Consider the following 19,550-nt stretch of genomic DNA (forward strand, 5'->3'; position numbering starts at 1 on the left):
GCTCAGGCCGCCTCGGTCAGTACGACGGCGAGCCGTTCCTGTGCGGCGAGCGCCACCACCGCTGGCACATCACGGGTCAGTAGCGCCAGGTACAGGACCCTGTCGTCGTTGGCTGGGCTGACCATGTCGATGACGGTGGCCGAGAACCGGGTGCCGGCGGCGGCCGGGTCTCCGTCGGCATCGTTGTCCGGGGTGCTGACCAGCAGGACCTTGTCGCCGGGGTGCAGTTCGCGGGCCGGCACCTGGGCGGTCTTCAGGCCGAGCGCGATCTGCTGCTGGCCGGGGCCGAGCAGCGGGTCGTCGGTGACCTGTCCCAGGGTGAGCAGCGTGCCCGGAAGCAGCGCGACAGCGGCCCGTTTGCCGACCACCTCGTCGAGCCGTGCGGCGGGCACCGGGCGCAACCCCTGGCCGCCGGCGACCTGCACGGTGACCAGGTCGGCCGCGCTGATCTCCCGGCCCACCTCGACCGGTCGTGCCACCGCCAGATAGCTGCCGGTGGCCCGTACCGAGGTGACCGCGAAGGCCGCGCCCAGCCCGCCCAGCGCGATCAGGAGGACGGCGAGACCGAGCAGCCCGGGACGCACCCGGCGCTGGCGGACCACTGTGGGCGGGTTGACGGGTGCGTCCACTGACGGGGTCCCGTTGCGCGTTGCGAGGCTCATCTGGTGACCACCTGGAGTTCGTTGATCTGGATCTGCACGATGCCGCTTCTCCGGGTCTGCGGGATCACCCGCCTTGTGGCGTCGCTGTTGGTCCACCAGCTCACCGTCCAGTGCGTGGTGGCGGTGACGTCGTAGGTGTCTGCCTTCGGGTAGCCCTTGTCGTAGCCGCAGTCCGGGGAGGTGGAACCCGCCCGCGTGCCCGTGGCCTTGTACTCGGTGCCGGCGCTGTAACAGGGGACCGTCTTGCCGTTGCCCATGTCCCAGTCGATCCGGTCGACCTTCGCTTCGATGTAGACGGTCAGACCCCGGTCGGACTCGTCGGCGTAGAGCGGGCCGAAGTAGTTCTTCCCCGGGGTTGCCCACATCCAGACGGGCAGGCCGACCAGGCCGGGGCCGATGCTCTTTCGGGGTGCCACCTTCAGCCGGGCCGGCAGCAGACTGATCGACGCCAGGGCGCGACGGGCCAGCTCCTCCGGGTCCGGCGGTGCGCCGAAGCCGGCCGGCGGGTCGGCCAGCGACACCACCTCCTGGGCACCCAGGTCGCCGCCGTTGCAGGTTTGCAGGTACCACTGCTCACCCTCGGGGGGTTCGACAGGCCCCTCGGTCAGCTTGTAGTAGCACCCGTCGCCGCTGTTGAACCAGCCCAGGTCCTCGTCGTAGCAGGGGATGGTCCGCCCGTTCCACTGGCAGACGCCGCTCCCGCCGCCGCCCCCGTCGTCTCCGCCCCCACCGTTGTCCCCGCCGCCGCCGGGATCACCGGGGTTGCCGGGCTCGTCGTCCCAGACGCTGCAGTCGGGTTGGTCGGGCGGGCAGCCGGCTCCCGGGTCGGCCCGTAGGGCGGCGGTGGCCGGCGGGGCCGCACCCACCACCAGCAGGAGCGTGAGGCCGATCCCGGCGAGCGCGCGTCGGGTTGTCACGGCCCGGCTCAGCACGGCTGGTCCCGGTGCGTCGCGCCGTAGTTGATCAGCCAGCGACCGTTCGGATATCGGGTCGCGGTGGCGGTGGAGAGGTGTCTGCCGCCACCGCTGCCCGGCACAGCGCGCTTGTCCTTGGCGTAGACCAGCCGGTAGCCGGTCGTGTCCAGGCAGTCCTGGATCTCCACCGTGGCCGGCTTCGCGTCCAGGCTGACGGCGGTCACGGTCGGGTCGGACTTGAACGTCCCGGTACGCATAGCGCCGTGCTCCTTGGCCTCGCGAATTGACACCCGGACCCGAGTCAAAAGTGGATCACCGAGGAACCGGGACAGTTCCGGTGAACGCGGATCACTGCGCAGGCCGGCCGTGCGCGAGGCCGCGAGATAACCGGAGTACGCGTCAAGTGCCGCCTTTTCGGCAGCGCGTCGTTCGACGTCGGAATCGGTCCGGGGTCCGTTGTCGCGGACTTCCGTCGGCCGTTCGACCGCCTCCCGTCCACTGGCGCAGGCGGTGACCGGCATCGCCGCCACGCCCACCAGCAGGCAGATTGCCGCTCTTCTGAGCTGCCTTCCGCGCACCGTCGAGCCTCCTCGTGGTCGCCCGGGGCGGTGAGGGTTCACCGCCGTCGGGCATACGGAAGCGCGCCCGGATCAGCACATCCGGAGCCTTCATTGCGCTTCTGTATTCACCGATACGGATCTTCTACAAATTGGGGGTCCTGTGTCGTCCGATGGTGAAGGTGAGGCTTGCGTCACACCCAAGGGGCGAGCATAGGCTGACGCTCGCCGATGCAACAGAGGCAATTCAAGCGAACACTCAGCGTGATGACAGGTGGTGGTGGCAGGTGTCGACACTGCTCCCCGGGCAATGGGCGAGCGATCTGTCGTTATTGATGGGGCGTCGCCGGGCCGGACGAGTTCACCACAGTCGCGTCACCGGTCGCGGGAGTGGGACATCGCGGTCTCATCCCGGCATTCGACCGACGTCGGCACCCCGTCGGCGGGCTGCCTCGTCCGACGGCATGCCTGACTCGGAACTGGTCGAAAGCGCCCGCGCGGGCTCCGGTCGGCAGGTCGCTTTCTGCGCCATCCGCTACACCGCAGCGAGCGTGCGATCACGATCCGTGTTCACCGTCGCAGGGGAGCAGTCAGCCGCAATGGAGGAGACATGGCGCTGACCGGACCACCGGCGGCCACCCCCGGTCGGGAAGACCGACCCGATCGGAGTCCGGCACCCCGGCCGTCCGGTGCCACGACGGAACCCGCAGGCCAGGCGACGCCCGCTCCGCCGCGCGAACGACCGGGCGACCTCGCCTCGGCGGGGGCACGCACCCGGGTCTCGACAGTGTTCGCGATCCTCGCGATCAGTCCGCTGATGCGCTTGGCGGCGCTGCGCCACGCCGTACCCCCGGGTCTGCCCAGCCGGAGTGGTTGCGACGCCTGCGGCGCGCCGGTCGGCCTGACCCACCCCTGGCCGGCGCTGGGCCCGGCGGCCCGGTGCGGTCAGTGCCGCGCCCGGGTCGGCCCACCGCCGGCCACCGTCGAGCTGGCACTGCTCGCGGCGGCGGTGCTGCTGGCCATCGCCGGTCCACCGGGCGGGGCGCTGCCGGCGCTGATCTGGTGGCTGGGCTGGACCATCCCGGCGATCCTCGTCGACCTGGCCGTGCACCGGTTGCCGGATCGGCTCACACTGCCCGCGGCGGCCGGGACCTGGCTGCTGCTCGGCGTGGCAGCGCTCGACGCCGACCCGGGGCACTGGCTGCGAGTTGTCATCGGTGGCACCGGGCTGGCGCTCTTCTTCGCCAGCACGGCGGTGCTGCTCGGCCGCCGCGGCTTCGGGCTGGGCGACGCCAAGCTGGCGCTCAGCGTCGGCGCGCTGCTCGGCTGGTACGGCTGGCCGGTGCTGCTGTTCGGGCTGGTGCTCACCTTCGGGCTCTCCGCCCTGGTGAGTCTGGTCCTGCTGGCCACCCGCCGTGCCAACTGGAGCACCCACCTGCCGTTCGGCCCGTTCCTGCTGCTCGGCACAACGGCCGCCCTCCTGCTGGCGACCTGACCCGCCTCGTCGCTGGTCAGGGGCGGGATCGGCTGGCGAGCTTGGGGGCCGGGCTGCCGGAACGGTTGGCCCTGCGGCGGAGCACCTCGCTGGTCGGGCGGGCCAGCAACGGGGTGAGCACCACGGCGACCAGGGCGCCGAGCAGCACACCCGCGATCACGTCGTGCGGGTAGTGCACGCCCACGAAGACCCGTGAGAAGGCGCCGAGCGCGGCCAGGGGCAGCGCGATCAGGCCGAGTCGGCGGGAGAGCAGCAACGTGGTGACCGCCAACGCGCCGGCGATGGTGGCGTGGTTGCTGGGGAACGACCAGTCGCCCGGCGGTGGGCAGACGCCCGCGATGATCTCCCGACCGATCGACCGGCAGGGGCGATCCTCGTCCACCACAGTCTTGAGGAACTCACTGCCCACGTACGCCAGTACGGCCGGCACAGGCGCGATCAGGGCCAGTGCCCGGTCGTGCGGGCCGCCGGAACGGCGGCTCAGCGCGGCCATCACCAGCAGCGCGCCGAGTAGCAGGATCACCCCCTCGGTGGCGTGCCCGACGAACCACTGCACCGGCTCTGGGCTACCGGCGGCGGCGTCGACGACGTCGCTGTACCACTCGGCGCTGATCTCCGGAACGTCAATGCTGCCGTTGTCGACCATGCATCACCTCACTTCACGTTCATACCCCGTTCACCCTGGGAACACCCTAGGAACGCGGCAGAGGACACTGCTCCTGTCGAAGGTCGGGTGGGCTGCACGACCTTCGTCCAGGATTCGCACAGCCGGCTCTGGTTGCCTGTTGCAGGAGGACGTCGACATTCACAGGAGGCTTCGTGCAGACCGGTTCGGCCACCGAACAACCGCAGTCCACCGCCGCTACCGCGGACGACGAGACCTGGCGGATCCGGCGCACGGAGGCCGACATGGACCGGCTCGGCGAGACCGAGTCGATCTTCGCGTTGGGCAACGGGTGGATCGGCTGGCGTGGGGTGCTCGACGAGGGTGCCCCTTGCGGGATGCCGGGCAGTTACGTCAGTGGCTTCCACGAGCGGCGTGAGCTGAGCTATCCCGAGGAGGGGTACGCGTTCCCGCCGGCCAGCGACACCGTCATCAGCGCACCGAACGCCGCACTGATCCGGCTCTGGGTCGACGACGAGCCGTTGGATCTCCGGACCGGGTCGCTGCACAGCCATGAACGGGTGCTCGATCTGCGTACCGGCGTGCTGCGCCGGGAGACCGAGTGGATCTCACCGGCCGGGCGGGGCGTACGCATCCGCAGCACCCGGTTGGTGTCCCTGCCGCGTCGCCCGGTGGCTGCCGTCCGGTACGAGGTCGAGCCGTTGGACACCGCCGTCGAGCTGAGGGTCAGCTCGGACCTGCTGGCCAACGAGAAGGTGCCGGAGCGTTCGGACGACCCTCGGGCCGCCTCGGTGCCCACCGACCCGTTGACCGCCGAGACGTACAGCGCGACCGGCCTCGACGGCGTGCTGGTGCACCGCACCGAGCGCAGCGGCCAGCGTGTGGCGGTCGCGGTCAGTCACCTGCTGGAAGGCCCGGGCACTGTGACGACCAGCGGCGACTGCACCCCGGACCGGGTACGGCTGACCGTGACGGGTCGCCTGCACCCGGGGGAGCGGTTGCGGCTGACGAAGTTCGCCGCCTACGAGTGGGCGGCGGTCGACGCGACGCCCGCTGACGAGTTGGCCGCCCTGGTCGCCGCCGAGGCGGACGCGGCGCGCGCGGACGGCTTCGACGCCCTGCTCACCGACCAGCGCGCCGCCCTGGACGCGGCCTGGCAGGTCGCCGACGTGCGGCTCGACGGCGATCCGGAGCTTCAGCAGGCCGTCCGGTTCGCGATGTTCCACCTGATCCAGGCCGGTCGCCCGGACTCCGACCGGACCATCTCGGCCAAGGGGTTGACCGGCAACGGCTACGACGGGCACGTCCTCTGGGACACCGAGAGTTACGTCCTGCCGGTGCTCACCTACCTGGCCCCGGCAGTGGCCCGCTCGGCGTTGAGGTGGCGGCACGCCCACCTGCCCGAGGCGCGGGAGCGGGCCGCCGAGCTGCGGTTGACCGGCGCGACCTTCCCGTGGCGCACCATCGGCGGCCGGGAAAGCTCCGGCTACTGGCCGGCGGGCACCGCAGCGCTGCACGTCAACGCCGACATCGCCGACGCGGTGCTGCGCTACCTGGCGGCCACCGACGACCAGCGGTTCCTGGCCGAGGCGGGGCTGGAACTGCTGGTCGAGACCGCCCGGCTCTGGCACGGCTTCGGCCACTGGTCGGGCGATGGCGGCTTCCACCTGCACGGGGTGACCGGCCCGGACGAGTACGCCGCGCTGGTCGACGACAACGTGTTCACCAACCTGATGGCGAAGCGCAACCTGCGCGGCGCGGCGGACGCCGCCGAGGGGCATCCCGAGCTGGCCGACCGGCTCGGCGTGGACCGCGACGAGGTGGCCGGCTGGCGAGCCGCCGCCGACGCGATGGCCATCCCGTACGACAGCGAGCGCGGGGTGCACCAGCAGGCCGCCGGCTTCACTGAACAGCCCGAGTGGGATTTCGCGAACACCGGTGACGACGACTACCCGCTGCTGCTGCACTTTCCGTACCTGGAGCTGTACCGCAAGCAGGTGGTGAAGCAGGCCGATCTGGTGCTGGCCATGCAGCTCTGCCCCGGTGAGTTCACCGCCGACGAGAAGGCCCGCAACCTGGCCTACTACGAGGCCCGCACGGTCCGCGACTCCTCGCTGTCGGCGGCCCCGCAGGCCGTACTGGCCGCCGAGGTCGGGCACCTGGATCTGGCGTACGACCTGTTCGCCGAGTCGGTCCTGCAGGACCTGGCCGACCTGGGCGACAAGACCGCCGACGGGCTGCACCTGGCTTCGCTGGCCGGCGCGTGGCTGGCCCTGGTGCAGGGCTTCGGTGGGCTGCGCGACGACCGGAGGGTGCTCTCCTTCGACCCCCGGCTGCCGCGCCGGATCGACAGACTGGCGTTCAGCCTGCGCTGGCGTGGCCACCTGCTGCGGGTCACGTTGACTCCGGCCGAGGCCCGCTACGAGCTGCCCGACGCCGCCGCGGACGCCGAGGTCGAGCTGTTGCACCACGGCGAGTCGCTGCGGGTCACCGGCGCCGAGCCGGTCACCCGGCCGATGCCGCCGGTGCCCGACCCCGGTCCGGAACCGCCCTCCCCGCCCGGCCGCCGCCCCACCCGCCGCTCAGCCGACTGAGTCGCCCCGACCGGTTCGGGCCGGCAGGCGCGGCTTCGTCCCGAGTCGGCGCGGGCTCCAGCTCAGGTCGGGGCGGGACCGCCGGCCATCCGCTCGCGGACGGTCTCCAGCGCCTCGAAGGCGTACGCCCAGTTGTGGCACTTGAAGCTGCGCAGGCCGTCGATCGCTGTGTGACAGTCGGAGCAGCGCACCCCGGCGATGGCGTCCGGGATCTCGGTGTTGACGTACTTGCGCTCGCCCAGGATGACCGTGGCGATCATGGCCTTGTCGTGCAGGCCGGAGAGCGCCGACGAGACGATGTCGTACCAGGTGACCCGTCGGCGGCACTTCGGGCAGTCAGGTTCGTCGCCGCTGACCCAGAGCGGGGCGCCGATGCTGCGCGCTGGCATGCCGAGCAGTTTCTCCAGCCGCCGGACGTCCGACTCGGGGGTGGTCCAGCGGTGTCGGCCGGGCAGTGATGCGGGCGAGTCGTACACGGCGCGGAACAGGTCGTTGTCGACCTGCACGGTCTCGCGCTGAGCGGTCATCGGCGTCCCTCCTCGTTGAGTCGGCGCCCCCACCGTGGCCAGCGGTGACCATGGGCGCAGCCGGATCAACGACACGAGGGGGCGGTGGGTCGTCGCTCCGCCGCTGACCGCTTTCGCCTCCGGTGGCCGGCCTCGGGTGGTACGACGGACACAGGGCGTGCGTCGGCGGGAGGAGCGCCGATGGCGGGCAGACCCGAACGGTTGCTGCGGGGCGGCAACTCGCCGCTGAGCGCCTCGTTCCTGGAGCTGTTCTTCGACCTGGCGTTCGTGCTCGCCCTCAGTCAGTTGGCCGCCCACCTGCTGCACGACCTCAGCCTGGCCGGCGCGCTGCGTACCGCCCTGCTGTTGGCGGGTGTCTGGTGGATCTGGGTGCCCACCACCTGGTTCGCCGACTGGTACGACCCGGAGAGTCCGGCGGTGCGCTGGTTGCTGGTGGGTGCCGCGCTGGGCAGCCTGCTGGCCGGGGTGGCGATCCCGCAGGCGCTGGACGGGCGGGGCCTGCTCTTCGCCGGCGCGTACGTCTCGGTGCACATCGCCCGGGGCGTTGTCACCGCCGTCGGGCTGCGTGGTCATCCGCGACAGATTCGAACGCTGCGCATCCTCTGCTGGTTCAGCGTCTCCGCCGTACCGTGGTTGGTCGGTGGGCTTCTGCCGCAGTGGCGGGAGCCGCTCTGGCTGCTCGCCCTCGCCATCGACCTCACCGGCCCGCGACTCCGCTGGCCCACGCCGGGGATGGGCCGGACCGGGCGGCAGGAGCTGCACCTGGCTGGCGAGCACTTCGCCGAGCGGTACCAGCAGATCATGATCATCGCGCTCGGCGAGCTCGTCCTGGTCGCCGGCCTCTCGTACGCCGGCACCGATCTCCACTTCCCGCAGACTGTCGCGTTCCTGCTGGTCTTCGCCACCGCCGTGCTGATCGGTCTGCTCTATGTCACGCCCGCCGGCCAGCGCCTCGGCCCCGCCATCGAGCGTGCCGATCCGGCCCGTCTCGGCGTCATCACCGGATATCTGCACCTGGTGATGATCGCCGGGCTGGTGGTCACCTCAGTGGGCGCCGAGCTGAGCATCGCGCACCCTCTGCGAACTGGTGACCTCACAGCGGTCCTGTTCATCCTGAGCGGCCCGATGCTGTTCCTCCTCGGGCGGATCCTCTTCTCGGCGGCGATCCACCGGCGACTCTCCTGGCCCCGGGTCGCCGCCCTGTTCGTGCTGGCCGGCGCGGCGGTTGTTCTGCGGATGCCGCTGCTGGCGGTCAGCGCGGTCGCCACCGGGGTGGCGCTCGCCGTGGTCGCCCTGGACCACGCCGGCATCGGGTCCTACCGCCACCGAGCTGGCGCGTAGTCAAGAAGCCTGACTAAAGTCAGGCATATGGACTCGGCTCTCATCGCCGCCGTGCGGCGCTTCAACCGGACGGTCACCCAACGGGTGGGCGCGCTCGACGACGAGTACATGGCCCAGGGGCGCCCTCTCGGGCAGGCTCGGCTGCTCTGGGAGATCGGCCCCGCCGGTGCCGAGGTCGCCGCGCTACGGGCCCGGCTCGGCCTGGACTCCGGATATCTCAGTCGACTCCTGCGCACCCTCGAGAACGACGGCCTCGTCACCGTCGGACCGGTCGACCAGACCGGCGCCGACGGCCGGGTCCGCGTCGCCACGCTCACCGAGGCCGGCCGGACCCAGTGGGCCGACCTCGACCAGCGGTCGGACAATCTCGCCGCCTCGATCCTCGAACCACTCACCGAACACCGCCGCGAACGACTCGTCACCGCCATGGCCGAGGTCGAACGGCTGCTCATGGGCTCGATGGTCGTCATCGAGCCGTGCCCGCCGAGCGACCCGCGAGCCCGTGCGTGCCTGCGGGCCTACGCCCGCGACATCGCACGACGATTCGACGACGGGTTCGACCCCGCACTGAGCAAACCGCTCCCCGACGAAGCGCTCGTCCCGCCCAACGGGGTGCTCCTGCTCGCCACCCTCAACAGCGAACCGATCGGCTGCGGCGCGGTCAAACTCCACCCCGACGCGCCCGCCGAGGTCAAACGGGTGTGGGTGTCCGACACCGTACGCGGGCTCGGCGTCGGGCGACGACTGCTGGGCGAGCTGGAACGGTACGCCGCCGAGCGCGGCGCGACAGCGGTCCGGCTGGACACCAACCGCAACCTCACCGAGGCGATCGCCCTGTACCGGGCGACCGGTTACCGGGAGATCGAGGCGTACAACACCGAGCCGTACGCCCACCACTGGTTCGAGAAGCAGCTGGGGCACTGACGGCCGCAACCGTCCGGTGATCGGGCGTCGCGTTCGCGGCGGCTACAGCCGCTCGAAGCTCTCTATGCCGGCGAGTTTCAGCACCTCGGTCCGGGTCGCCGGGCATTCCCTGCGGGTCTGGTCGTCGATGTCACGGCCGTTGGGTACAGGGCCCTGCTTCTCGTACCAGGAATAGAGGTTCACTGTGAGGTTCGCCATCGCGCCCGTCTCGGACCCGATTCCCTTGAGCGTCGGCACCTGGCCGTCCAGGTAGGCGCACACGTCCTTCGCCGACACCGGAGAGCCGTCGGCCGGAGCGGATCCGGCCGCGCTGGTCGGTCCTGTCGTGTCTTGCACCGCAGTGGGCTCGGGCGCGTCGGCCTCGGTGCACGCCGTCAGGGCGAGCACGAGGCAGATTGCTGGTGCGAGCGGTCGGAACGTACTCATTGGATTTTGTCCTCACGGGGTTCGCGGTGGGTAGGGGTTCCGGCGGCGTTCGCGGCGACGAGCCAGAGGCCGGTGGGCAGCCGGTAGCCGACGCCGGGCTCACGGAACCGGCCGAGCAGCCGGGCGACCCCCGCCCGGGCCGAGGCCTGACCAGCCGGCGGAGCCGCCCGGTAGGCGGCACCGGCCGGGCCGACCTCGATGAGCCATTCGGCCACCGCGTCGGCGTCGTCAGGAGTTTCCAGGGCGACATCGCACGGTGTGATCGTGACGGCGGTGAAGCCGGCGGCGGTGAGGATCCGGGTGGGCCGCGCCGGGTCGGCGAACGCGAACGGACCGGGCTCGTCACCGACCGGGAGTGGTGGTAACGGCCCGAGATGCGGTGCGGCGCCGAGCATCGCCGCGGACAGCCACGGGTTGACGCCACTGTCGCGGAAGACGGTCGCGGCGAGGCGCCCTCCCGGGCGCAGTGATCGCCGGATCGTGCGGCAGCCGGCAACCGGGTCCGCCAACAACATCAGGGTCATTCGTGAGAACGCCGCGTCGAACGGGGCACCAGGCACGACATCGAGAGTGTCGATGTCGGCCACATGAAATTGGATGGCCGGGTACCCGTCAGTGGGAAATCGGCGTCGAGCGGCGGTCACCATCGCCTCGTCGATGTCGACACCGATCGCCGCGCCGGTCTCGCCGACTGCGACGGCGATCTCGGCCGTGGTGCCGCCGCAGCCGCAGCCCACATCGAGGATTCGCTCGGCGGGTCGTGCGGCCAGTCGATCCATGGCAGCCGCGCCCAACGGCCGACCGGTCTCGTCCTGCCGAACGGCGTGGCGAATCCAGCCAGCTGCCGCGCCCGCCCAGAAAGCGGCGCCGCGAGCCCGCAGGCTGGCGGTGTCGGCCATCAGAACGGCATCTCGGCGCCGTCGACGCTCATCGAGCGGAAGTGAGCCGCCTTCGTCGGGTCGAAGCCGTCCTCCTGCGCCGCCAAGCCAGCAGCCCGGACCAGCCGTTCGGACTGGAACCGGCGGAATGCCGCCTCGTCCTGCCAGATGTTGATGATCCGCCAGCCGTCCTCCGTCGGCCCGGCGACATGCGCGACAAGGCCCGGCGGTCGGTCCGGTCCGAGGTGTCGTTCCACCTGCCGGTACTCCGCCTCGCTGACGCCGGGCATCTCCTGCAACACACCGAACGGCATGGCCGCCACCTCTCGATAGAGTTAAACTCTATCCAATAGAGCACTACACTCGAGAGGTGGTTGTCAAGAGACGTTATGACTCTTCCCGCCGACAGGAGCAGGCCCGACAGACCCGGCGAGCGATCCTCGAAGCGGCTGGCCGGCTGTTCGTCGACCCGGGCTACGCGGCCACACCGCTGACCGCTGTCGCCGTGGAAGCCGGCGTCGCGGTCCAGACCCTGTACGCGGTGTTCGGCAGCAAGCGGCAACTGCTCTCCCAGCTGGTCGACGTCACCCTGGCCGGCGACGACGAACCGGTGGCCCTGCCGGACCGGCCCTTCGTCGCCGAGATCCGCGCCCTCGCCGACCCCCAGGCCAAGCTCGCCCGCTACGCACGTCACCTTGCCGAGGTCAACGCCCGGCAGGCCCAGGTGATGCTCGCGCTGGCCGGCGCTGCCACGGCCGATCCGGACGCCGCCGAGATCTGGCGCAAGAACGTCGACGACCGCCGCCGCGGCATGGCCATGTTCGCCGCCGAACTAGTCGGCACGGGAGGCGTATGCCCCGACCTGGGCGTCGACCAGGTGGCCGACATCCTCTGGTTGGCCCAGGACGTCCGCAACTTCGACTGGCTCGTCCGGCAATGCGGATGGACGATCGAGCAGTACCAGCGGTGGTATGTGGACACGGTCAGCGGCGCAATCATCGCCGGCGCCGAATGACGGAGAGCGCCGGTCATGGCGTGCTGCCGAAGCTGTGGCCACTTGGCCCGCCGACGCGGCGGGCTATTCGACGGGGTGAAGACCCCGCGCGTTGCTGGCGAAGGAGCGGATGAGTTCCGTCTCGCTGCCGGTACGCCAGATCAGCCCCCACCGGCCCGGAGGAGCGTCGTGGATGGGCACGTAGGCGATGTCCGGCCTCGCGTAGTAGCGCGCAGCCTGGGCGTGTACCGGCGAGACGGCTTCGCCCGTGACGAGGATCGGGATCATCTCCTGGAAGTTGGAGACCGACGGGCCGATCGGGATCAACCGCCCGCTGGGTGTGCGTACGGGCACCAGGGTCTCCCGCCAGTAGTCCGGCCGGGCCCCGCCCATGACCGTCTCGTCCGCCAGGTCCTCGTAGGAGACCGATGTGCGGCCCGCCAACCGGTGCGTTGCCCCTACGGCCAGCACGATGGGCTCGGTGTAGATCACCGGGCCGACGGTGAGGTCCGGTTCCCTCACGGGCAGCCACACGATCTGCACGTCGATGTCGCCGGCGCGCAGCCGACCGAAGGGATCGCCGAAGTCGACATGCCGGAGCTGCACCTCACACTCAGGGTGGTCCTTCGCGAACCCGTCGAACAACTCGCGGAAGTCATGGAGGTTGACGGCGATGGACCCGACCCGCAGCACCCCGGTCTTGCCGCGTGCGGCGAGCCTGGCCCGGTCCATGCCCTCGTGCAGACCTCGGTACATGGGCTCGATGTCGTCGAAGAGCCGTTTGCCGATCGGTGTGAGTGCCACCTGCCGGTTGTTCCGCTCGAACAGCGCGGCACCGATCCGACGTTCCTGCTTCTTGATCGCCTGGCTGACCCGGGCCTGGGTCACGTGCAGCCGCTCGGCGGTGCGGGTGAAGTGAAGTTCCTCCGCCAGGGTCAGAAAGATCTCGATGTCGCGGAGTTCCATGTGCCGTTCCCGATCCACGCATTAGCGAAGGGTTATGGCACGTTACCAGTTGTGATCTTGTAGCCCGGTGTCTTGCCGGGCAGGCTGATGGACGTCGTCGCCGAACAGCGACCGGCAGCCTGAACGAGGAGATCGTCGTGCGCAAGCTCGTGTATTACATCGCAGCCACCCTGGACGGCTTCATCGCCGGCCCCGACGGCGCCGACCCGACCGGCCCCGGCGGGTTCTGGCCCATTCCGGACGACTACCTGCGCCACCTCGTCGCGGAGTACCCGGAGACCCTCCCCGGTCCGGCCCGGCAGGCGTTCGGCATCACCGATCAGGGCAGCCGGTTCGACACCGTGGTGGAAGGGCGCAACTCCTACGAGGTGGGCCTGAAGGCCGGTGTGACCGACGCGTACCCGCACCTGCGCCACCTGGTGTTCTCCCGGACGCTGGGCAGCAGCCCGGACCCGGCCGTCGAGGTCATCGGCCAAGATCCGATCGCCACGGTACGAGAGTTGAAGCGCCACGACGGCAAGGACGTCTGGGTGATCGGCGGCGGCGCGCTGGCCGGTGCCCTCTACTCCGAGATCGACCAGCTGATCATCAAGCTTGCCCCGCTGACCATTGGCGCCGGCATCCCGCTCTTCGGCCGTGACGCCGTCTTCGCACCACGCACCTGGCGCCTGACCGACCACACAGTTCTGGACAGTGGCGCACTCTTCCTCACCTACGCCCGTGCACAGACCGGAACCGAGACCGCGTGAGGGCACCGCACCCATGACCAACGCCCTCGCCCGGGCCATCAACATGACCTGGACGTGAGCGGCGGCCACGCGTGCCGGCACCCGTTCCTGCTCCCCGCGGCGAGGTAAAGGTGCGCGACGACTCGGGGCTTGGCTCTACGCTCCTCACCATGTTCGCACCAGTGAAGATCATCTCAAGTGGTCTGGAGATCCGTGAGTTCGGCCCGCAGGACGCCGGCCAGCTGGCGGCGTTCGTGGCCGCCGATGATCGGACCGGACTGCCGCCAGGCTCACCGCAACGGTCCGTTGTCGGGCCGCTGGTGCCGATCGCGCACCAGCGGCCCGTCGGCTCACCCCTTCACCGCGCCGGCGGTGAGCCCTTCGGTCAGGAAGCGCTGCCCCAGGGCGTACATGATCACCACGGGGATGCTGACCAGCAGCGACGCCGCGGCGAGTTGTCCCTGCGGCACGACGTCTCCGGCGATCATGGATTGCATCCCCACCGGGAGCGTCTTGTACTCGTCCTTCGTGATGAACACGAAGGCGAAGAGGAACTCGTTCCAGGCGTTGGTCAGGGTGAAGAGCGCGACCGCCAGCAGCCCTGGCTTGGCCAGCGGCAGCACCACCCGGCCGAATGCCTGGATGCGGCTGCAACCGTCGACCAGGGCGGCCTCCTCCAACTCGATGGGGATCGACGAGAAGTACCCCACCAGCAGCCAGGTGGCGAACGGCAGTGTGAAGGTCGGGTACGTCACCACCAGGGACCACAACGAGTCGGTGAGCCGGGCGCCGATGAGCATCTGGTACAGCGGGATGAACAGCAGCGCGCCCGGCATCACGTAGGTGAGCAGCACCGTGACGGTGAAGCCCTGCGCCCCGCGGAACCGCAGCCGGGCCAGCGCGTAGCCCGCCAGGGCGGCGCAGACCAGTGCCACAGCGGTCGACGCCGCGGACACCAGCAGGGTGTTGAGATACCAGCGGCCGAACGGTTGGTTGTCGAACAGGGCGCCGAACTGCTCAAGCGTCCACGGCGTCGGCCACAGGTCGTCGGTACGCATGACGACCTGACCCTCGGACTTGAAGGCCGTGACGAAGATCCAGTACAGCGGGCCCAGCACGAAGAAGAGCAAGCCAGCCAGCGCAGCCCAGGAACCCACACCCGAGACCACTGTCGACGAACGGCGACCACCTCGGGACTGGAGGGTCGAGACCACCCGGCCGACCCCCGCCGCGATCAGCAGGATCACACCGAGGACCACCGCCGCCTTCCAGAAGATCTGCGGTGATGCCCAGAGCAGCAGACCGGTGACCAGTGCGGTGACGACCCACGGCAGCGCCCGCCGCGCCGTCCCGGCCCAGCGCTGTGCGCCGATCCTCAGCGCTGTGCGGCGTCGCCGGGGCAGTTTGATGTTGGTGTCCTGGCGCAACAACCGGACCAGGACGAACACCAGCCCGCCGATGATCGGCAGCATGACGAGCGTTACCGCCGCGCCCGCGCCGTACTGCAGCTGCAGGATGGCCTTCGAGTAGGCGATGAGCACGTACGGCGCCGTCACGTCGCCAGGGCCGCCCTGCGTCAGCAACCAGACGAGGTCGAAGTTGTTGAACGTCCAGATCGACGACAGGGTCACCGTCACGGTGATCACGTGGCGCAGTCCGGGCAGCGTCACGCTTCTGAACCGCTGCCACGCCGAGGCGCCGTCGATGGTCGCCGCCTCGTAGAGGTCCGCCGGGATGGCCTTCAACCCGGCGAGGAAACACACTGTGAAGAACGGCACCCCCTTCCAGACGTTGACGAGGATCACCGACGGCATGGCCAGCGACGGGTCGGACAGCCAGCCCGCGGGCCAGCTGTCGACAAGATGCGCGCTGGCCAGCAGCGGCCCGATCCCGGTGGCGGTGAGCAGCGTGTTGACGCTGCCGAAGATCGGGTCGAGCAGCGCGCGCCAGCTGAACGCCGTCACCACCGTCGGCACCACCCACGGCACCAGGAGCAGCCCGGCCAGCACGGCCCGCCCACGTCGGCGATGGTGCAGCAGCAGGGCGGCGGCCAACCCCAGCACGACCTTGAAAATCTCGGCGTACGCGGTGAATACGAACGAGTTCACCACGCCGGTGTGGAACTGGTCGTCGCCGACGAGCGCGAGGTAGTTGTCCAGGCCGACGAAGACGGTGTCCTGCCCGTGCCGTTCCGTGGTGCTGGTGATGATCGACCGGGCGATCGGCACGAGGACGAGCCCGCCGACCAGCACCGCCATCGGTGCCAGGAACAGGGCCGCGAGTCGCCAGTCGCGGCCCAGCCGCCGCTGGACTGCGGTGAGGGAGCCGGGCCCCGACGGCGAGGATTTCCTCGCCGCCGGGACCCGGGCAGGACGGACAGACCTCACTGCGGCAGCCCCTGCTGGTTGAAGATCTGCACCATCTTCGCGTGGGCGGCCGACACGGCCTGCGCCGGCGCGGTGCCCTGCACGACCTGCTGCATCATGTCGGTGAGGACGTAGGCCGACCCCACCGCCTGCTGGCCCGCGCTGGCCTTCTGCGGGAAGGTCAGGCCGTTCTTCGTGTTCAGCGGCAGCTTCAATTCAGTGATTCTGCGCAGCATGGGGAACGCCGGGTCGCCACTGGTGAAGAACGGGTCGGCGTCCCAGACCTTTTCCCAGGCGGGCATCACCAGGCCGGGCGCCTCCTTCGCCACACCGAGCAGCGCGGGCGCGCTGACCAGGTACTGCGCCAGGAGCTTGGCGAGTGCCGGGTTCTTGGCACCCTTGAAGACGACGAAGCCCTGCGACTGGCCGAGCAGCAGCGGATTGTCGGTCGCCGGCCCGATGCAGTCGGAGAACACGTGGGTGTTCGCGTGCACCGGGTTCTTCTTGGTCCTGGAGTCCGCGTACACGCTGAACTGGTTGCGGGTGTAGCCGAGGATCCCGGCGAGCCAGTTCTCGTTGTTGCTGGTGTCGGTCCAGCTCGCGATCCCCGGTGGCAACATCGGCTTGTACTTCGGGTTGGTGTAGATGTCGCCGAGGAAGGTCACCGCCTGCACGGTCTCCGGGGAGTTGAAGGTGACCTTCCGGCCGTCGTTGGCGGCGATCGACCCGCCGTAGGCGTTGATCAGCGCCTCGATCATGCCGTTGCCGTCACCGGACCGGTTCACCGTCATGCCCCAGCCGAACCGGCGCTTGGCCGGATCGGAGATCTCCAGGCACAGGTCCCGCAGCTCCTCCCAGCTGTAGATGTCCTTGGGGGTGATGCCCTTGTCCTGCATCCAGTCCTTGCGCAGGAACGACCCGATCCCGATGAAGTGGTACGGGATGGCGAACCACTTGCCGTCGAAGACGCAGAAGTTCTTGGCCTCGGCGCAGGGCTCGCCGTACTTGGCGGTCAGCGCCGTGACGACGTCCGTCACGTCCTCCAGGTCGCCCAGCGCCTGGAACTGGGCGACGAACCGCGAGTCGGTCATGAACGCCAGGTCACGGGCTACCCCGCCCTTGACCTCGGCGTCGATCTTGGCCACCACGTCACCGGCGTCGGCCTGGACCAGACTGTTTTCGATCTTCGTGCCGGTGGTGTCGGCGAACTTCTTGATCGAGCTGTCGAGGGCTTCGTTCGCCGCCGTCGAGTACAGCTTCTGCGACAGCATGCCCATCGAGGAGCCCTTCACCGCCGCCGCGGCGTCAATCAGCTCCTGCGGAACCTCCGGCTGCACCCTGCTGGGCGGATCGGAGTCGCCACCGCACGCGGCCAGACCGGCCGCGCCGAGCACCCCAACCCCCATCCCCAGAAAGCCGCGCCGTGACCACCCCGACTTGTTCTCCATGGACATTCGCCTCCTTCATCTCTCCGCGCACGGCTGCACGCCGAAGGCACAGCTGGCGGACACCGCGACGGTTGTGTTCCAGTTGGTTTCTGCCGGCGACCACCGAGGGTCGCCCGTCGAGATCAGTGCGTCGGTGGGTCGCCACGGTGGTGAGCGGGCCCGCCCGTCACCGTGGGACGGCCACTGCCGCGCGCTTCGTCGGTGCCACCCGAGACATGTCGGGTGCCGCTCGTCGGATGGCGCGACGGGGTCGAGGCGATCGGCGACCGGGCCGAGGCAGTAGCGCTGACGTTCCAGTTCGGTCGGGTCACGGGACCACCGCCGTTCGAGATTTCGAACTAGGTTCGATATACCGGATCGAGTGGTCGCGACGCTAGAACAGTGCGAAGAGCGATGTCAATGTTTCGATGTTGTTTCGAACCGAAAGCGGGAGGCGCCCTATCGAGGCTGCGCCCGGTAGCCCATGCGAGCCGACAACGCGGCCGCCCCCTCGCGGACCAACCCGGTCCACTCCACCTGCACCTGAGGCGTCCAACGGATGATCGGCGCGGACAGGCTCATCCCAGCGATGATGGCGCCGGTGTGGTCCCGGATCCCCGCGGCGACGCACCGCATCGCAGTGTCCGACTCACCGATGTCGACAGCGACGCCCTCCACCCGGACCCGGTCCAGATGTTCACGAAGAAGATCCGGATCGGTGATGCTGTCCGGCGTCATACCCGGCAGGGGGTCCTTCAGCAGGACGGCATCCAGGTCCGCCTCATCGAGGGCCGACAGCAGCACCTTGCCCACGGCCGTGCAGTGGGCGGGCAGCCGCAGCCCGACCCCGGAAACCATCCGAACCGGGTGGGTGCTGTCAAACTTGACGAGGTAGATCACATCGGCGCCGTCGAGCACCGCCACATGAACCGCCTCGTCGCACGCGGCGGCCACGTCCCGCGCGACGCCCTGCGCCTCGCGTACCAGATCAAGCCGACCCGCGAACGCCGCGCCCAACTGGAACAGCGGCATGCCGAGCCGATACTGCACGGGCTGACCCGGTATGGAGATCAGGTACGCACGAGCCTCAAGCGTCACGAGCAACTCGTGGACGGTCGTGCGGGGCAGATCGAGGCGCTCCATCACCTGGCGGGCCGACAGTTGGGGGCAGTCCAGAAACAGTTCCAGGACGTCGAGTGCGCGGATGACCGCCGGTACCACACGGGGCATGTTCGATAGTCCCTTCGCAGTGCCGGACCCGTGTCAACGATCTCCACACGAGCCAGCACCTGAAGAGGATATCTACGTCAGCCCGCGGCGCCAGGTGCCAACCTCGTCGTTGATCCGCTGCAACGCGCCCGGATTTGCGGGCGTTCAGGACCCGGTCGTCTGGAATCTGTGGAGCGCGGCCTCGGCCACCCGGGTGAGGTGTTCGGCGCCGCCGGGCTTGTTGCCCTCCGCCTGAACGACCACCAAGGTGGTGCCGGTCCGGACGAGGATGACGTCCCACTCCAGCGTGTCAGGACCCGACGTCGTGGCGTTGGTGACGTGAAGGCTGTCATCGCCCAACTGCGGCCCGGCCGCGACCGCGACCGCGAAGCGATGACTGCCGCCCTGGTCGGGCAGCACGAGGGTCGGGCAACTGCCGATGAACATCCGCAGGTCCGCCATCGCTCGCCGTGCGCCGTCGTCGGTGTAGGTCCTGAGGACTTCCGTTCCCACCCACAGGTCATCGGGACCCGCGTCGAAGCTGAGGGTGGCTGCGGCTATCGCTGACGGAGTCCCGGTCAGTCGCCTCGCCGACAGCAGCGGGATCACGCTGCGCGAACACGACGCGTCGACGTCTGGACGTCGATCGCCAGCATCGAGTGCCATGGTGGTCGCGATGTCCACGGTGAAGCCGGGCGGTAGCGACTCCGGGGTCACCAGGCGTGCGGACAGCGCGGCGGAGTACCCGGGCCCGCCGGTCGCCGGAACCGCCGGCGAGGGCGACTTCGTGGCTGTCGCCTGCTTCCTTGCCTGCGCGGATGGATCCGCTCCGGGAGCCGCCGGAGAACCGCAGGCGGCCGCCACGGAGACGGTCGCCACCGCGACGAACCCACGCAGCAGAATCCTGTGCACCGGGC

19 protein-coding genes are annotated in these 19,550 nt (G+C 69.9%); 6 read left to right on the top strand and 13 right to left on the bottom strand.

Going from position 1 to position 19,550, the window contains the following annotated elements:
- Positions 1-2: 2 nt before the first annotated feature.
- Genes ABZU43_RS02200 through ABZU43_RS02210 form a run of 3 tightly spaced genes read right to left on the bottom strand, consistent with a single transcriptional unit; the run spans position 3 to position 2,154 of the window.
- Positions 3-662: an SAF domain-containing protein gene (locus ABZU43_RS02200; RefSeq protein ID WP_355004749.1), complete on the bottom strand. Its 660-nt coding sequence runs from the start codon at positions 660-662 to the stop codon at positions 3-5.
- Entirely contained in the window at positions 659-1,594 is a 936-nt protein-coding gene (locus ABZU43_RS02205) for a hypothetical protein (protein WP_355004750.1), read from the bottom strand. The genes ABZU43_RS02200 and ABZU43_RS02205 overlap by 4 nt, the downstream gene beginning before the upstream one ends.
- Positions 1,588-2,154 (bottom strand): hypothetical protein, encoded by a 567-nt coding sequence (locus tag ABZU43_RS02210; protein ID WP_355004751.1) that lies wholly within the window; start codon positions 2,152-2,154, stop codon positions 1,588-1,590. Before ABZU43_RS02210 ends, ABZU43_RS02205 begins: the two co-directional genes overlap by 7 nt.
- 796 nt (positions 2,155-2,950) lie before the next feature.
- On the opposite strand from ABZU43_RS02210, the gene ABZU43_RS02215 reads away from it, so the two are divergent.
- Positions 2,951-3,628 (top strand): A24 family peptidase, encoded by a 678-nt coding sequence (locus ABZU43_RS02215; protein ID WP_355005173.1) that lies wholly within the window; start codon positions 2,951-2,953, stop codon positions 3,626-3,628.
- Positions 3,629-3,644: 16 nt separating this feature from the next.
- Here the strand turns inward: ABZU43_RS02215 and ABZU43_RS02220 are convergent, their stop codons facing one another.
- Positions 3,645-4,274 (bottom strand): phosphatase PAP2 family protein, encoded by a 630-nt coding sequence (locus ABZU43_RS02220; protein WP_355004752.1) that lies wholly within the window; start codon positions 4,272-4,274, stop codon positions 3,645-3,647.
- A 263-nt stretch (positions 4,275-4,537) separates the two neighbouring features.
- Between ABZU43_RS02220 and ABZU43_RS02225 the strand changes: the two genes are divergently transcribed.
- Complete coding sequence (locus tag ABZU43_RS02225; RefSeq protein WP_355005174.1) at positions 4,538-6,847, top strand: glycosyl hydrolase family 65 protein; 2,310 nt, start codon at positions 4,538-4,540, stop codon at positions 6,845-6,847.
- A 62-nt stretch (positions 6,848-6,909) separates the two neighbouring features.
- Here the strand turns inward: ABZU43_RS02225 and ABZU43_RS02230 are convergent, their stop codons facing one another.
- Positions 6,910-7,374 carry a hypothetical protein gene (locus ABZU43_RS02230; RefSeq protein WP_355004753.1) on the bottom strand — a complete coding sequence of 155 codons (465 nt, stop codon included), beginning with the start codon at positions 7,372-7,374 and terminating at the stop codon, positions 6,910-6,912.
- 180 nt (positions 7,375-7,554) lie between these two features.
- On the opposite strand from ABZU43_RS02230, the gene ABZU43_RS02235 reads away from it, so the two are divergent.
- Positions 7,555-8,715 (top strand): low temperature requirement protein A, encoded by a 1,161-nt coding sequence (locus ABZU43_RS02235; protein WP_355004754.1) that lies wholly within the window; start codon positions 7,555-7,557, stop codon positions 8,713-8,715.
- A gap of 27 nt (positions 8,716-8,742) precedes the next feature.
- The gene (locus ABZU43_RS02240; protein ID WP_355004755.1) at positions 8,743-9,639 is read left to right on the top strand and encodes a helix-turn-helix domain-containing GNAT family N-acetyltransferase; all 897 of its coding nucleotides are present in this window, start codon (positions 8,743-8,745) and stop codon (positions 9,637-9,639) included.
- A gap of 42 nt (positions 9,640-9,681) precedes the next feature.
- Here ABZU43_RS02240 and ABZU43_RS02245 read toward each other — a convergent pair whose 3' ends face one another.
- Genes ABZU43_RS02245 through ABZU43_RS02255 form a run of 3 tightly spaced genes read right to left on the bottom strand, consistent with a single transcriptional unit; the run spans position 9,682 to position 11,257 of the window.
- Entirely contained in the window at positions 9,682-10,026 is a 345-nt protein-coding gene (locus ABZU43_RS02245) for a hypothetical protein (RefSeq protein WP_355004756.1), read from the bottom strand.
- Between the two features lie 35 nt (positions 10,027-10,061).
- Positions 10,062-10,964 carry a methyltransferase domain-containing protein gene (locus ABZU43_RS02250; protein ID WP_355004757.1) on the bottom strand — a complete coding sequence of 301 codons (903 nt, stop codon included), beginning with the start codon at positions 10,962-10,964 and terminating at the stop codon, positions 10,062-10,064.
- Complete coding sequence (locus ABZU43_RS02255) at positions 10,964-11,257, bottom strand: hypothetical protein (protein ID WP_355004758.1); 294 nt, start codon at positions 11,255-11,257, stop codon at positions 10,964-10,966. Before ABZU43_RS02255 ends, ABZU43_RS02250 begins: the two co-directional genes overlap by 1 nt.
- Positions 11,258-11,313: 56 nt before the next feature.
- Between ABZU43_RS02255 and ABZU43_RS02260 the strand changes: the two genes are divergently transcribed.
- The gene (locus ABZU43_RS02260; RefSeq protein WP_355004759.1) at positions 11,314-11,958 is read left to right on the top strand and encodes a TetR/AcrR family transcriptional regulator; all 645 of its coding nucleotides are present in this window, start codon (positions 11,314-11,316) and stop codon (positions 11,956-11,958) included.
- 63 nt (positions 11,959-12,021) lie between these two features.
- On the opposite strand, the gene ABZU43_RS02265 is transcribed toward ABZU43_RS02260, so the two are convergent.
- Complete coding sequence (locus ABZU43_RS02265; RefSeq protein ID WP_355004760.1) at positions 12,022-12,903, bottom strand: LysR family transcriptional regulator; 882 nt, start codon at positions 12,901-12,903, stop codon at positions 12,022-12,024.
- Positions 12,904-13,040: 137 nt separating this feature from the next.
- On the opposite strand from ABZU43_RS02265, the gene ABZU43_RS02270 reads away from it, so the two are divergent.
- Complete coding sequence (locus tag ABZU43_RS02270) at positions 13,041-13,652, top strand: dihydrofolate reductase family protein (protein WP_355004761.1); 612 nt, start codon at positions 13,041-13,043, stop codon at positions 13,650-13,652.
- Between the two features lie 329 nt (positions 13,653-13,981).
- Here the strand turns inward: ABZU43_RS02270 and ABZU43_RS02275 are convergent, their stop codons facing one another.
- The 4 genes from ABZU43_RS02275 to ABZU43_RS02290 all read right to left on the bottom strand — a co-directional run bounded on the left by ABZU43_RS02275 (position 13,982) and on the right by ABZU43_RS02290 (position 19,317).
- Positions 13,982-16,018, bottom strand: a complete 2,037-nt coding sequence (locus tag ABZU43_RS02275) for an ABC transporter permease subunit (protein ID WP_355004762.1) — start codon at positions 16,016-16,018, stop codon at positions 13,982-13,984.
- Positions 16,015-17,445 (bottom strand): extracellular solute-binding protein, encoded by a 1,431-nt coding sequence (locus ABZU43_RS02280; RefSeq protein WP_355004763.1) that lies wholly within the window; start codon positions 17,443-17,445, stop codon positions 16,015-16,017. The genes ABZU43_RS02275 and ABZU43_RS02280 overlap by 4 nt, the downstream gene beginning before the upstream one ends.
- A 438-nt stretch (positions 17,446-17,883) precedes the next feature.
- Positions 17,884-18,654: an IclR family transcriptional regulator gene (locus ABZU43_RS02285; RefSeq protein ID WP_355004764.1), complete on the bottom strand. Its 771-nt coding sequence runs from the start codon at positions 18,652-18,654 to the stop codon at positions 17,884-17,886.
- A gap of 144 nt (positions 18,655-18,798) precedes the next feature.
- The gene (locus tag ABZU43_RS02290) at positions 18,799-19,317 is read right to left on the bottom strand and encodes a hypothetical protein (RefSeq protein WP_355004765.1); all 519 of its coding nucleotides are present in this window, start codon (positions 19,315-19,317) and stop codon (positions 18,799-18,801) included.
- Positions 19,318-19,550 lie beyond the last annotated feature (233 nt).

The organism is Micromonospora sp. NPDC005205, from assembly GCF_040608275.1.
Classification (GTDB): domain Bacteria; phylum Actinomycetota; class Actinomycetes; order Mycobacteriales; family Micromonosporaceae; genus Micromonospora.